The organism is Sphaerospermopsis reniformis (assembly GCF_005402885.1).
In the GTDB taxonomy this organism is placed as follows: Bacteria; Cyanobacteriota; Cyanobacteriia; order Cyanobacteriales; family Nostocaceae; genus Sphaerospermopsis; species Sphaerospermopsis kisseleviana.
Map to the genome: position 1 here is coordinate 1 of NZ_BJCE01000030.1, position 14,627 is coordinate 14,627.

The window sequence follows — 14,627 nt, forward strand, 5'->3', positions numbered from 1 at the left end:
GCATTCCAGGAGTCAATTTTTGATGACTTTCTTTCCATTTGAATCTCTACCGGCTACTTGGGTTATTACTTTATTGACCCATTTATTTCCCAAACTTCACCCTAGCGTTCACGAAGTGCAGCGTAGCTATCGCTCTTCCCCATAACTAGCAACTTGGGTTAGTACAGCACGGCGTAAATAAACCAACCATTCTCAATCGCTAAAAAGCTTACGACCTATTATTTTTGACTTTTGACTTTTGACTTTTGACTTTTGACTTCCGCGAAGCGGTACTAGTGTGTTGACTTTTGCTATGGTTGGATAGTCGAGGATATTTTCAGCACGGATTTTCATAATCAAATTGTAATTATTTATGTAATTATTTATGAAAGTGTATGATTGGATTGTGGTTGGTGCAGGAATTACAGGTGCTGCACTTGCTTATGAATTAGCAAAAACGGGGTTTTCGGTACTGCTGCTAGAACAAGACAAAACACCACAAAATGCTACTCGCTATAGTTATGGTGGAATTGCTTATTGGTCTGGTACAACACCTGTGACACAACAACTATGTCAAGAAGCGATCGCTCGTTATCAAATCCTAGCGCCAGAATTAGATGCTGATATCCAATTCCGAGAATTAGATTTATTACTAACTATCGCTAATGATACTGAACCAAAGGTAGCAGCCGCATCCTATTCTCATCTTAGCACACCACCCCAGCTATTGAGTGTTCAAGAAGCTTGTGAGTTAGAACCATTACTCAATAAAAATGCTATCTCTGGTACTTTAACTGTCAAACATGGTCATGTACATCCGCAAAAACTAAGGCAAGCATACATTCAAGCATTTCTACGTCTGGGGGGAGAAATACAGTTTACCAAAGTATTAGAACCTACATATATTTTTGTCGCTGACAAAAGTTTTAGAGGTGTAAAAACAACCACGGACACCTTCCACAGTGCTGATATAGCCATTTGTACTGGTGGAATGAGCCGAAAATTATTAAAATCAGTAGGTATTTCTGTGAAGATTTATTTTTCTCATGCAGAAATAATTGAAACTCCATCAGTGGATCTGCGGTTACGCACCTTAGTCACACCGGCGATTTTACAACGCCTTCAATTAGAAATTGCATCAACTCAAAATGATCAATTATGGGATCAACCTGGTGAAATAGTACCACCTATTTTAGATGCAGGTGTAGTCCAGTTTCTTGATGGTAGTTTGCGTTTAGGTCAAATTAGTCGTATTCTTACAGATCCCCATGAACAAATTAACTCAGAGGAAAGTGAAAAATGGTTGCGAACAAGTATCACGCACATATTACCAGCTTTGGGAAATTTACCAGGAACTTGGCATCATTGTTTAGTTGCATTTAGCAAAGATAAATTACCTTTAATTGGTACTATTCCCGAATTTGAACATATTCATATTTTCTCTGGTTTTAGCAGTCCGTTTGTTTTTGTTCCACCTTTAGCACAACGCTTTGCTAAATTTCTATCTGGACAGGAAGATAAGATTATTGATCAGTTGTTGACGCTACCCGCCTGAAAAGGACGGGGATTCTTGTTTCAATGGTAGGGACAATTCATGAATTGTCCCTACATCTTTTTCGGACAGGTCTAATTAGGGGTTGCTGAGAAAGTCTTTCCGTGAGGGCATAGGAGTCAGGAGTCAGGAGTCAGGAGTCAGGAGTCAGGAGGAGATTGGAAAATTTCTTTGCCATCTCTTGAAATCCCAAAAAATGCACACTTTTTCCGGTATACCCTTCAAAACCCTTGCACTAATTTCTGTGTTTATCAGCCTCTAACCTTTGATATATCAAGGTTTTAGGTTTATTCAGCAAACCCTAATTAATGATGATCGAACAAATCTAAATCTGTAACTGCGCCAACGCTACTAGAGGCTACGAGTTTAGCATATTTAGCTAACACACCTTTAGTATAGCGGGGTGGACGGGGTTGCCAGTTGGCACGACGACGGGCTAATTCTTCATCAGATACATTGATCTGTAATAACCGCGCATTAGCGTCAATGGTAATGCTATCACCTTCTTCTACCAAGGCAATATTACCACCAACTGCGGCTTCCGGGGCAACGTGACCAACTACCATCCCGTAAGTACCACCGGAAAAACGCCCATCGGTGATTAAACCCACGGAGTCACCTAAACCTGCACCAATAATAGCAGAGGTGGGAGCGAGCATTTCCCGCATTCCTGGACCGCCTTTGGGTCCTTCATAACGGACAATTACCACATCCCCAGCTTTGATTTTCCCTGCTAAAATGGCATCTAAACAAGATTCTTCTGATTCAAATACTCTCGCAGGTCCGGTAATGGCTGGTTTTTTCACTCCGGTAATTTTAGCAACCGCACCTTCAGTAGCCAGGTTGCCTTTGAGAATAGCCAGGTGTCCTTGGGCGTACATGGGGTTATTCCAAGGACGGATCACATCTTGAGCGGGTGATGGTTCGTCAGGAATATCTGCTAAAACTTCGGCTACAGTTTGTCCTGAGATGGTGAGACAGTCACCATGTAACAGGCCATGAACTAAGAGCATTTTCATGACTTGGGGAATACCACCGGCTTTGTGTAAGTCTGTGGCTACATATCTACCACTGGGTTTTAAGTCACAGATGACGGGAACACGGCCGCGAATGGTTTCAAAGTCGTCTAAAGTGAGTTCTACACCAGCAGCACGGGCGATCGCCAGAAAATGTAAAACTGCATTGGTAGAACCACCCACGGCCATAATCACAGAAATGGCATTTTCTATAGATTTACGGGTGATAATTTGCCGGGGTAAGATTTGTTTACGGATAGCTTCTACTAAAACGGCTGCTGATTTGGCGGTACTTTCGGCTTTTTCTTCATCTTCTGCGGCCATTGTGGAGGAATAGGGTATACTCATGCCCATTGCTTCAAAGGCTGAGGACATGGTGTTAGCTGTGAACATTCCTCCGCAAGAACCAGCACCGGGACAAGCGTTACGTTCTACTGCGAATAGTTCATTTTCATCAATTTTACCGGCGCTGTGTTGACCTACTGCTTCAAAAGAACTGACAACGGTTAAGTCTTTACCGTCATATTTTCCGGGTTTGATTGTGCCACCATATACAAATATGGCGGGGATGTTCATGCGTGCCATTGCTAACATAGCACCGGGCATATTTTTATCACAACCACCAATGGCCAGCACACCATCCATACTTTGCCCACTACAAGCGGTTTCGATAGAATCGGCGATGACTTCCCGGGAAACTAGGGAATATTTCATTCCTTCTGTTCCCATTGAAATGCCATCACTGATGGTAATAGTACCGAAAATCTGGGGCATTGCACCGGCTTCTTTTACACCAATTTCTGCTCTTTGGGCGAGTTTGTTAATCCCCATATTACAAGGGGTGATGGTGCTGTAACCATTGGCAATACCGACAATGGCTTTGTTAAAATCTTCATCTTGGAAACCAACCGCCCGTAACATAGCCCGGTTAGGCGATCGCTGCACCCCTTGGGTAACTACTTTACTTCTTAAATTTTCTGCCATTTTTATTGATTCCTTCTGTACCATGATCGCTATGATGGCGATTTTTGTAGGTTTTGTAGGTTTTGTAGGTTTTGTAGGTTTTGTAGATATTTATTCTCTCAAAAAGTGGTCATTGGTTATTAGTTTCTTAGTTATTGATTTATTAATGATTGGCTTATTAATCATTGGTGATTATTTATGTATCAAATAAGTAGTCGTGTAAAATAAATTTTATAGTTAAATTTTATAGTTAAATTTTATAGTTAGATTTTATAGTTAGATTTTATAGTTAAACGATGTTTTAAAAGTGCTATTCCGTGAAGTAATGTAATTAAAATCATGATATAAGCTGTTACACAGCTAAATTGTATGATCCTAATATTCTGAACTCTTGTTTAACAGGCAAGATGCCTGTTCCACTTATACAAATTAAATGCACAACAGCTTATCACTTTAAATTACTTAGTTTACAAATCTTTAGAAATTGTTAAAAATTTTTTTAGGTATAAATTAACTCCTATTAAAACCTCTCCCTTACAAGGTGAGATGCTTGAAAAAAACCTTAAAAAACCTTTTACGTAGTTATGTAATGACTTATGTAACAAGTGTAGAGATGTTAGTTTATCGTAGATTTTTGGTTTTATTTTATACTTTTTGAACAAACTGCTACACAAAAAAAATAAAAAAAATAAAAAAAATAAAAAAAATAAAAAAAATATACTTCATTTCAAAACTGTGTCACAACTATTATCGTATAATTAGATTCAAATATATATAGTGTCATCAAAGTAATCTGTGTGGGAGTAGTATACATAGGCGATCGCGCAACAGGCAAGACTCACCTAGCACTAGAGTTAGCCAACCCCGATGGTGAATATGTCAAAGTTAGTAATCTCGATTATGACAATCTGAGATTGTTATTGCTGGATGAAAATTACCAAGGCAAGCCCACGGATGCAGTAGCACCATATCAATATTATTTAGATATGAATGGGCGGCTACCGTCTGGGAACAAGCAGGTTTTAGTAAATTGGGTTGATACAGGGGGGGAGGTATGGCGAAAAAGTTGGCAAAAAGATAATACTGATCGGTGGATTCAATTTTTAGATCCTATTCGCAATAGTGAAGGACTATTACTCATTATTCCACCCCATCGGGGGATGACTTTTCAAGCTGGTGTGGATGTAGAACAGTTCCCCACACAGAAACAATGGTGTAATCGTTTTGAGAGATGGGTAACATTTTTCCATCAACAATGTCCAAAAGTCAGACATTTGGCTATTTGTATGAACAAAGCTGATTTATTTTGTAATTTATCCACAGAAGGAGGAAAACTAGCTTATAAACCCCACGGTAGTTCCCTCAACTGGCAACAACGACATAGTTATGTTTTACAAAAATATTTTCGTCCGATTTATTCCCAGATAGAAAAATTAAATCAAGGTATTGATGGCGGTTCTGTGCGGTGTTTTATTACATCTATTTACCATCGGAGTCTCCTAGAATTACCTTGGATTTATTTAGGTAGTTTTTTGGCTAAATAGGTGTAAATCATGTAGATATTATGGATATTATTCAACGATAACAAAGATTTGAAAAATCATTACAAGGGTGTGATATGGGCAATATTCACGTAATTGGACCACAGGCTTCAGGAAAAACTACTTATTTAGCAGCTTTGGCTTATCAACCAAGTAAAGCAGCTTGGAGAAAGAAAAATTTTAAAGTTCAAGCATTAAATGACGAAACCAAAGAATTAGCAGATAATGCAGAAAATATTATTGTAGAAGGTGCATCTTTAGAGCCTACTCGGACCTATGTTACAACCATTGATGATTTAAAAGTTTACTCATTTTTGATTGAAATCCAGAAAAAATGGCAAAAACCAGAAAAAATTAATTTAGCTGTCCGTGACTATCCAGGAGAAGTTTTTAAAGAATTAGAATCTGTATCTGCTGATCCAGTCCATGAAGAATTTATGAATGAGTGTTTAAGTAAAGATACTCAAGGGTGTTTAATTTTGTTAACTGAGTGGAAACAAGGAACAGATAAATTTTATAAACGAGTTTTCAAAAGGTTCATAGACTTAATGGATAAACAAGAAAGATTGCAGGATTTACGGTTAGCTGTAGCCATGAGTAAATGTGAAAGAGGGGAACTGTGGCCTGGTAGGTTAGATCCAGAAAATGATTTATTTGCCATTCATTTTCCAGAAACACTGTTATTTTTAAAAGACAATATTCCTAGTAAAAATCTACAGTTTTATGCTATTTCTACCTTTGGAGTTTTACACCGTACAGATCCACGACCAAATCGCAAAGAAGAATTAGGAAAACAGAACAGATATTCTGTTTTAAGAGAACCTGAACAATGGTCTCCCTATGGAATGATTTCCCCTCTTTATTGGTTGAGTACAGGTAAGAAGATGAAAGAAGATGCTTAATTTATTTAAAAGTAAAAATCAGACCCCATTACAAAGTAGTGTAGTGTTACGGGTGATAGGCGATCGCGCTTCTGGAAAAACCACATATATGGCTTCTTTAGCACGGTGGCCAAATGCTGATCCTAACAGTCCAGTGCAAGCTGTAACTGCTGTAGATGAAGGTGGAGAAGACTTGATCAATAAAGCTCAGAATATCTTAGAACAAGGGTTAGAATTTGAAAAAACTGATTTAAAAAATATCTCACAGGTTACAGATTGCACTTTGCAAATAACTCTAAAAGAAAAAAAAATAGGTTCTCCATTGTTTAACCTGAATATCAGTTCTAAAGACTATTCAGGAGAATTTTTTGATGACTTATTACATCAAAGTCAAAATCCCCAGTTAGAGGAATATTTACAAGATTGTTTACAAGCTAATGGTATTATGTTTTTAGTTGATGGTAGCAGTCGCCGTAAAGACTTAGAATATGCCAATGGTTTAGACAAATTGCTGTTAGCACTGGATCGGAATGATATCAATGGCAGTAAGCGCCGAATTGCCTTAGTATTGAATAAATGTGAACAATCTGATTTATGGGTAAATCGAGATAAACCAGGATTTTTAGCATCAGCGCGGTTTCCCCAAGTTTGCCGCAAATTACAAGCTTGGCAACAAATGGGAGGAGGAGAGATAGAATTTTTTACAGCTTCTGCTTTTGGGATGTTGGGTAATAAATATCCCGAACCAAATGTTAACTTATTAAATAGGAGTAGAGGAGGAGTGAGAGCAGTAATTAAAAATCCTAGACTGTGGCGGCCTTTTGGTTTAGTTGCGCCCATTTATTGGCTGGCTAAAGGTTCACGTCATCCAGAGTTAGATCATGTATGAAAGAAGTTCCCCATTTTTGATCTTACCCTCACCCTCTCCTAGAACACCGATTCATTAATTGTAAGGGCGAAGCATTCAGACAAAATATCAATGGTTTTAGCGATAGGTTATCAGCCGAATGCTTCGCCCCTACTAAAACCAAAATTTTATCGTAAGGGGGAAGCATTTGGACAGAATATCAATGGTTTTAGCGATAGGTTATCAGCCGAATGCTTCGCCCCTACTAAAACCAAAATTTTATCGTAAGGGCGAAGCATTCAGACAGAATATCAATGGTTTTAGCGATAGGTTATCAGCCGAATGCTTCGCCCCTACTAAAACCAAAATTTTATCGTAAGGGCGAAGCATTCAGACAGAATATCAATGGTTTTAGCGATAGGTTATCAGCCGAATGCTTCGCCCCTACTAAAACCAAAATTTCAAAGCCTCTCTCCTTGTAGGTAAAAATAAAAAACATGATAAAAAATATGAGTTCACCAAACATTGAAATCCACGAATTTAGTACAGGTATTCACATTCAAAAACGCGATAATGGTTGGGTGTCCCTTGGTTTTACGGGACAATATATGAACGCTACTATTAACCCTATTCCTCAAGTTGTAGAAAGGGCGATCGCTAATCAAGAATTTGCTTTAACTGAAGGTGCATCTAGTGAAAAACCAGCAATTATTGGGCGGGTAGTAGGAAGCGGTGATGATGCTTGGTGTGTAATCGCTGTTGTTACACGAGGAGAGGATGAAGTGGGACGCAGTGCGGCTTTTTATCGTTATTTTTTATGTCAGGGAGATAACAGTTATTTACGGTTTATATTGGCTTGGTGGGAACAAAATCAAAAACCAAGATTTAACCCTTTAGATGTTAAAGATAGTCCTCATTTATTTACAGTTACAACAGTTACAGGAGAAATTCCTACACCTCATCCTACAAAAGAAGATGAATCTTTACCATTTGCACAACAAAAACCGATAGTTTTACCAGTAGAACGGCAAATTGATTTATATACTCTTAACAGTTTAGCTATTAGAAAATCTAATTCATATAACAATGGTTTACCTGTATCCTGGGCGTTTAATGTAGAAGCACTGGTAAAACCAGAACGTTTCCAAATAATTCAACCGGCATCACAAAAAGCCTATGACGGACTAACACGAGCCATTGCTAATGCTAGTCAGATTGTTTCAGCAGTTAATTTTGATGAAGCAGCGTTAAAGGCCGGGATTCGCAGTTTAATGAATAGTTCCCAAGTCAAACCGGAAGCAGTAGGGGAAATTGTTAAAGCTGTAGAAAATGAGCAAGTTACTGATGAATATTGGGAGAATTTATTTAATGGTCAAGGTGCGGATAAAGCGATCAAGCAAAAAATTTACAGTCCGCAAATGGTAAGATTGATGACAATAAGAGCGATGGTTTTGCCAGAGACTTTACTGCAGTTTTTGGCATGGTTGAATATTCAACCTGGTAAAAAACCTGATGAAAATCAAATGATGTCTTTAGAGTTGCAAAAAGCTATTCGGAAATCATTCCCTAAAGAACTACTATCAGCAGGAATTAAATATCTATTACCCAAGTTATTAGATGAGAAAATATCAGTAGATAGTCTTACTTGGTTGTTAGCGATGGAAGGTAGTGCTTGGGTTTATGCTCAAAAGGAATTTTTTAATGATATTAAATATGATTTACAATTAATTCATGATCATTGTTCTAATTCTAATAACTTATACCCAAATTCTGTTCTTAAAAATCAAATTAAAACTCAAAATGATTCATGGCACAATAATTTGAAATGTGAAAAGAAAATTTGGGAAACGTTAATACACAATTGGAAAGGTATTCAACAAAGACTCTATATAATCGAAGGATATCAACCTTTAGCTGAATTATTTGAAAATTTCAAAGAATATGATTTAGCTGCATATTTTTATCAAATCCAAGAGGGAGAAGTCAAAAAAGATTTATTTGATCTAGTAACTGATTCACCATACCGTCGCCGATCTTCATCTGTTGTTTTTGGTTTAAGTCTTGTACGAAAAAAGAATTTAATTGATCATGCCTTTGATTTTATTATTTTTATTGTGGAGTATGATATGAAACTTGGATTGGTTGTTCCTCTTTCCCTAGTAATCTTAGTCAGTGGTTGGTTTATCGGTACAAAAACTTGGCAATCTTATACTAGTGCAACTGATATTGAAAAATCTTTGTGTAGTAAGACTTTTAACGATCCTCAAGAGAACAAAGACTGTCAGGTTATATTGCGAAATAATGACGAATTGACAGGTAGTGGCATTTATCCTTTTAATGAAATCAAGACATTAATTCTAGCGATTGTAAATGATGTTGTTGAGGAAAATAGTCAACAAGAATCAAACCAAGAAAACAGTAATACAACAAACAATCTAACAAAAAAAACAAAAAATAACAATAAACAAATAGTAACACAAGGACAAGTCTCAAACAAGCTAGAGCAAATCTTAAACAAATCAATATCAAAAGAAGAAAATAAACTTCAATACGCGGATTTATCCCCTGATAAAGAATCAACAGACTTAGCGACTCAACAGCAATGGGTGAGAGCAATTTATATTTATCAAATTAACAACAAGATACCATATCAAAAAATCGCAGTTAATAATGGTGAAGACGATTGTGGCAGGTTTTACGTACTATGTTTATTTAGAAATAATAGTGATACTGAGAGAATAAATATTGATGAACTAAAAAACTCTGATCTTTATAAAAAGTTGAAAGAAGATATTGAAAGAAAACCAAAATTGAAAGAAAACCAAAATTGACACAAAATAATACTAGATAATACTAGGGAGTAAACAATAAATAATCCAGTTCAGTTCCCTCCTCTTTACAAGGGGAGGATTAGGGAGGGGTAAAATATTTGATACAGTATGACAGACTTTTCAAACAACTTCTCACAAAAAGTTGAATTAATCATCGCTATTCACAATATTCACAACTTTCATGAACTCACAAACACAAACATCACTAAAATTAGCGATTCGGAAATTAATCCACAGTTCCCAAGTCAAACCGGAAGCAGTGGAGGAAATTGTTAAAGCTGTAGAAAATGAGCAAGTTACTGATGAATATTGGGAAAATCTCTTTAATAATGAAGGTGCTGATATTGGAATCAAGGAAAAAATTTACAGTCCGCAAATGGTAAGATTGATGACAATAAGGGCGATGGTTCTTCCAGAGACTTTACCGCAGTTTTTGGCATGGTTGAATATTCAACCTGGTAAAAAACCTGATGAAAATCAAATGATGTCTTTAGGGTTTCAATCTCAAATGAGTGCATATCTCAATGAACTAATAAAAGAAGAAATTATTCAGGGCATTGATTTGTTAATGATTAAGTTACTGAAAAAACAAATCACTCCTGAGATTTTAGCATCGTTCTTTCAGATGGAAGGTAGTATTTGGAATGTTTGTTATCAAGATTATGTGAAAATTATTAACCATGGTTTAAATGTGACTCCTAAATCTGAAATGCTAAATTCTCGGATGGATAATTTGTCAGATATAAGTAATAATTTAAGCAATAATCTAACATATTATTACCCGATGGCAAAACTATTTGAATTACTAGCAGAATACAAATTAGCTGCATATTTTTATCAAGTGAGTTGTGGCGAAGTTCCTCAAAATATTTTATCAAAAATTTCTCTAGATCCTCAAACTTATAAAGATCGTGATTCTGGCATTATTATTTATGGCTTGTATATCACACGCAAAGCAACAAAGATTGAGTTAATGTCCATGCAGATGATAGAATTGATGATATACATCAAACATGGTATAATTTATTGGTATGGTAAAATTTTTAATTTATTAAAGTCTCTTTTTCTAGCAATCATTGCCATTACAATAACTCTAATTAAATGAATATTTCAGGTTTTATTATTTCTCTTTTATGCGTCAATTGGTTTAGCTTTTTTTGGTTTTGCATTGCAAAATTTCGGGGTATTTTTTATACTAGTGGTAATTTACTTGATTGCCGCAGGTTCAAACAATAATTAAGCGAGGTTACAAAATTTATGAGAATCTACCTTTACATCATAGCCGGCATTACATCAGCCTTACTAGGCTGGAATATAGGTCAATTTTTCCTCACAGATTTAGGGTTATTATCACAATTTCCCGAAATTGTCTTATTTCCTTGTATAGCAATTTCCTTAGCATTTGGTATGGTGATAAATGAAATATTTATCAGCAACCCTACCAGACCAAAACGCAGTTTGCAAACTGCCAAACAACCCCTATTAATCGCCTTGGGATTAGGTACACTTTCTGGTTTAATAGCTGGTATTATTTCCCAAATTCTCTTTTTGCCAATTATTCGTGTACCTACACCTATAGTCAGAACATTAGGATGGTTATTAATTGGTAGTTCTGTAGGTATTGCGGAAGGTTTAAGTTGGCGGTGGTATAGTATAGAAGCGGGAAGTAAAAAACGCTTTCAACAAAGATTAAAAACTAGCGTTCTTGCTGGTATTGGTGCGAGTTTTACCGCAGCAGTTTTGTTTGAAATAATGCGATTAAGTTGGGGGACAATGCCGGCAGAATTTAAAGGTATAGAAGATCCCATTGGTTTTAGCATTTTAGGTCTTTTATTAGGTGCTGCTTTTAGTCTCACTAACTCCCCTAGTTATATTGCAGCTTTGCGGGCGGGTAGAGGTTTTGAATATGTGGAATTTAAAAATTTTCCTCGACAATATATAGAATTTAATGATGATGTTAAAGAATCTGTAGAGTCTGTAGAGTCTGAGGATGATGTTAGAGAATTTGTAGAGTCTGTAGAGTCTGTAGAGTCTGAGGATGATGTTAGAGAATTTGTAGAGTCTGTAGAGTCTGTAGAGTCTGTAGAGTCTGTAGAGTCTAAAAATGATGCTCAAAATCCACCAATACCAAATATTAATCAATCTTATCCTGCGATTGATAAGTCTTACCTATCATTTATCACAGAAACTGACAATATTAATGATGATGAAATTGAAGAAGGTTTATCAATTCAGTTACCTGGTAATGGTACAATCAGAATAGGCTGCACTGTTGAAAATACACATATTTCTATTCCTGGTCTACCGCTCCATGTTGCTGATATTAAACTAGAGAAAAGGACAGCTACTCTCATTCCAGATCATCAGTTTTTTTATGCGATAGAAGTAAATGGAACTAGGTTGAAGTCTCGACGCAGTATTCCTTTAAAACATAATTATGTTTTAACTTTTTATACAACAAGTGTCGATGGTATTAATGAAGAGAAATATTATCGTTTTGTCTACTATAACCGCTTTTTAGATCCCCAGGCTTAAAGACATGGTAAAAACAGAATTTACAACAGAATTTCCAGATGATCAAATATTGTCTGGTGGACATACTTCGACAAGCTCAATACAAGTCCTGCCCGCCCATCGAAAATCAAAAATTATCAGTAAACAAATCATATCAATTACAGGCATTACCAGCATTACAGGCAAGATGCCTGTTCCACAAGAGTTGATTAAAAATTGTTTTATTGGTAAGTCTTTAGCTGTATTTTTGTTGGTACTTGGTGCTTCATTTAATCCTACTTTAGCAGCAGTTAAAGAACCTGAAATTGTGGGTAGTCCTACAATTAAAAATGATAAAGTAACAGTTAGAATTAAGGTCAAAGATAAAAATGATAAACCTGTTATGGGTTTACAAGATACTAATTTTAAATTAACAGTTGATAATCGGACAGTCCAATTTAAACCTAAAGATTGGAAAAGTCCAGAAGAAAGTGTACCTCCTCCTGCTTGGATTATAGTTTTACTTGATTTTAGTGGTAGTATGAATCAGGTAGATAGTAGGGGAATCAAAAAAGTCACTGGTGCAATTAAGGCGATTCGGCAATTTACTAAAATTTCTGGAGAGAGGGGAGGAAATACACAAATTTCTATAGTTCCTTTTGGTAAGTCTGGCAATAATTGTCCTGAATATCCTGTCAATAAAGAAACTTTAGATAAATTTCTATCAGCCGATGATGTTAAACTAGGAAATCTTCTAGATTATTTATCTGGTTTAACTCCCTGTGCATCTACAGATTTATATGAACCTTTAACCAAAGCTGTGAATTTTTTAGGTAATGAAAAAGACTCGCGTTTTAAATTACCAGAAAATTCTTTCCAACCACAACCAAGACTATCAATAATTCTCTTGTCTGATGGTTATCATAATGCACTGAATGAATACGCTGATTTTGAGGCTTTAAAAAAGTTACTTAAAGATCATGAAAACATTACAGTACATACTTTAGGTTATGGATTGACACCACAGGAATTAGGTATAAAATATAAATTAGGTAGACCGGCTACCCGTGGTGATATCAATGTTCCTGAAGCGGAATTTGTAGACCAAAAAAGATTAGCGGAAATTGCCAATTTAACGGGAGGTATTGCGGAGTTCTCTGGTGATGCAGAAACAATAGGAGAGAACTTACAATTATTTTTAAATGCTTTATTGGGAGAATATGAAATTACCTATACCCAACCCAATGCAGAACGAGGATCTAAACATAATATTAAAGTGAGGGTAACTGAAAAAGGTAAATCTGTGGATTCAAAACAGGTAGAATATATTATGCCTGTGTTTGGGCGATCGCTTCCTTGGGAAGTTCGTTTAATGATGGTTATAACGGTGTTATTTATCGTTATTGTAGGGGGGATAGTTCCTTTTCACTATTGGGGAAAATATCTCAAAGCAGAAGGTAATAGATGAATTTAAAGAATGAATTGAAATAATGAATTTAAAGAATGAATTGAAAGAGTGCATTTAAGGAATACAAAGGAATGAACTTGATGAAAATTCTTAGATTTTATGTAAGTGTTTTGAGTTTTTATTTCCTGACTGGTTGTTTACCAATTCAACCACTTAATGAAATGGGTATTTTTCAGAATAGTTCTCAGAATAATTCTCAGAATAATTCTCAGAATAGTTCTGGATGTTCTACCCAACCAACCACAGTTTTAAAAACCAACGATGTTAAACTTGTTTCTCTCAATTCTCAAACCATCACAGAGTCAGGGATGGTGACAAATAATAAATCACTGGGTTATACCTTTATAGGGAAAACAGGTAATAAGTTAGTTTATCAAACTAATCAAAATATTTGTATTTGGGTTTATACACCAGATAATCAATTAATGAATAATCCTGTTTTACCTGTTGATGGTAAATATATTATCCAAATTGCTGCTATGGAAGGTGCAACTACTTTTGATTTAGCATTGCAACTAGAAGATAATACCCAAGCTGTTAATTTATCATCTTCCCCTAAATCTGTAACAACAACTAAGATCAAAAAATCATTTTCTCCTAAACCTGTAACAACAACTAAGATCAAAAAAACTCAGACACAAAAAACAACTAATAATATCTCACCAAAAGAAAATATTTCTGAAAAATCAATATCAGTATCAACAATACCAAATAGAATATCACCAGCAAAAGCTATAGAAAACTATTATACTATGATTAATAATCAACAGTATGATTCAGCTTGGGATATTTACCCCACAGAAGTTAAAGAAGACAAAGAATTACACCCTAATGGTTATGATTCTTTTATTGAATGGTGGACAAAAGTTAATTATGTCAATGTTAATAATGTTAGTATTGCATCGGAGAATAATGATTCTGCTATTGTCAATTTTAGAAGTCGCTATGAAATGAAAAATGGTAAATCAATTCCTTTGAGATTAAAATTTTATCTTGTTTGGGATCAGGAAAATGAGACTTGGTATGTCACTAAAATTAAACATGATAAGTAATTTA

11 protein-coding genes are annotated in these 14,627 nt (G+C 35.7%); 10 read left to right on the forward strand and 1 reads right to left on the reverse strand.

The genetic code is table 11. The annotated features are described in order from the left end of the window. Positions 1 to 364: 364 nt before the first annotated feature. The gene (locus tag FFR48_RS06575) at positions 365 to 1,534 is read left to right on the forward strand and encodes an NAD(P)/FAD-dependent oxidoreductase (protein WP_137666789.1); all 1,170 of its coding nucleotides are present in this window, start codon (positions 365 to 367) and stop codon (positions 1,532 to 1,534) included. Between the two features lie 302 nt (positions 1,535 to 1,836). Here FFR48_RS06575 and ilvD read toward each other — a convergent pair whose 3' ends face one another. Continuing rightward, positions 1,837 to 3,531: a dihydroxy-acid dehydratase gene (gene ilvD / locus FFR48_RS06580; protein ID WP_190347201.1), complete on the reverse strand. Its 1,695-nt coding sequence runs from the start codon at positions 3,529 to 3,531 to the stop codon at positions 1,837 to 1,839. Positions 3,532 to 3,562: 31 nt separating this feature from the next. Here ilvD and FFR48_RS06585 point away from each other — a divergent pair, with 31 nt between their 5' ends. From FFR48_RS06585 to FFR48_RS06625, 9 genes are all read left to right on the forward strand, one after another. Beyond that, positions 3,563 to 3,721 carry a hypothetical protein gene (locus FFR48_RS06585; RefSeq protein ID WP_162501850.1) on the forward strand — a complete coding sequence of 53 codons (159 nt, stop codon included), beginning with the start codon at positions 3,563 to 3,565 and terminating at the stop codon, positions 3,719 to 3,721. A gap of 586 nt (positions 3,722 to 4,307) precedes the next feature. After that, positions 4,308 to 5,054: a hypothetical protein gene (locus FFR48_RS06590; RefSeq protein ID WP_137666790.1), complete on the forward strand. Its 747-nt coding sequence runs from the start codon at positions 4,308 to 4,310 to the stop codon at positions 5,052 to 5,054. A 74-nt stretch (positions 5,055 to 5,128) separates the two neighbouring features. Then, positions 5,129 to 5,953, forward strand: a complete 825-nt coding sequence (locus FFR48_RS06595; protein WP_137666791.1) for a TRAFAC clade GTPase domain-containing protein — start codon at positions 5,129 to 5,131, stop codon at positions 5,951 to 5,953. After that, positions 5,946 to 6,821 (forward strand): TRAFAC clade GTPase domain-containing protein, encoded by an 876-nt coding sequence (locus FFR48_RS06600; protein WP_137666792.1) that lies wholly within the window; start codon positions 5,946 to 5,948, stop codon positions 6,819 to 6,821. The genes FFR48_RS06595 and FFR48_RS06600 overlap by 8 nt, the downstream gene beginning before the upstream one ends. A 467-nt stretch (positions 6,822 to 7,288) precedes the next feature. After that, positions 7,289 to 9,610: a hypothetical protein gene (locus FFR48_RS06605; RefSeq protein WP_137666793.1), complete on the forward strand. Its 2,322-nt coding sequence runs from the start codon at positions 7,289 to 7,291 to the stop codon at positions 9,608 to 9,610. Between the two features lie 181 nt (positions 9,611 to 9,791). Then, complete coding sequence (locus FFR48_RS06610; protein ID WP_137666794.1) at positions 9,792 to 10,715, forward strand: hypothetical protein; 924 nt, start codon at positions 9,792 to 9,794, stop codon at positions 10,713 to 10,715. Positions 10,716 to 10,867: 152 nt separating this feature from the next. Continuing rightward, positions 10,868 to 12,145 (forward strand): hypothetical protein, encoded by a 1,278-nt coding sequence (locus FFR48_RS29305; RefSeq protein WP_236104010.1) that lies wholly within the window; start codon positions 10,868 to 10,870, stop codon positions 12,143 to 12,145. A gap of 4 nt (positions 12,146 to 12,149) precedes the next feature. Next, a complete protein-coding gene (locus FFR48_RS06620) occupies positions 12,150 to 13,571 on the forward strand; it encodes a vWA domain-containing protein (protein ID WP_236104011.1) in 1,422 nt (473 codons plus the stop codon). 71 nt (positions 13,572 to 13,642) lie between these two features. Beyond that, positions 13,643 to 14,623 (forward strand): hypothetical protein, encoded by a 981-nt coding sequence (locus FFR48_RS06625; RefSeq protein WP_137666795.1) that lies wholly within the window; start codon positions 13,643 to 13,645, stop codon positions 14,621 to 14,623. Positions 14,624 to 14,627 lie beyond the last annotated feature (4 nt).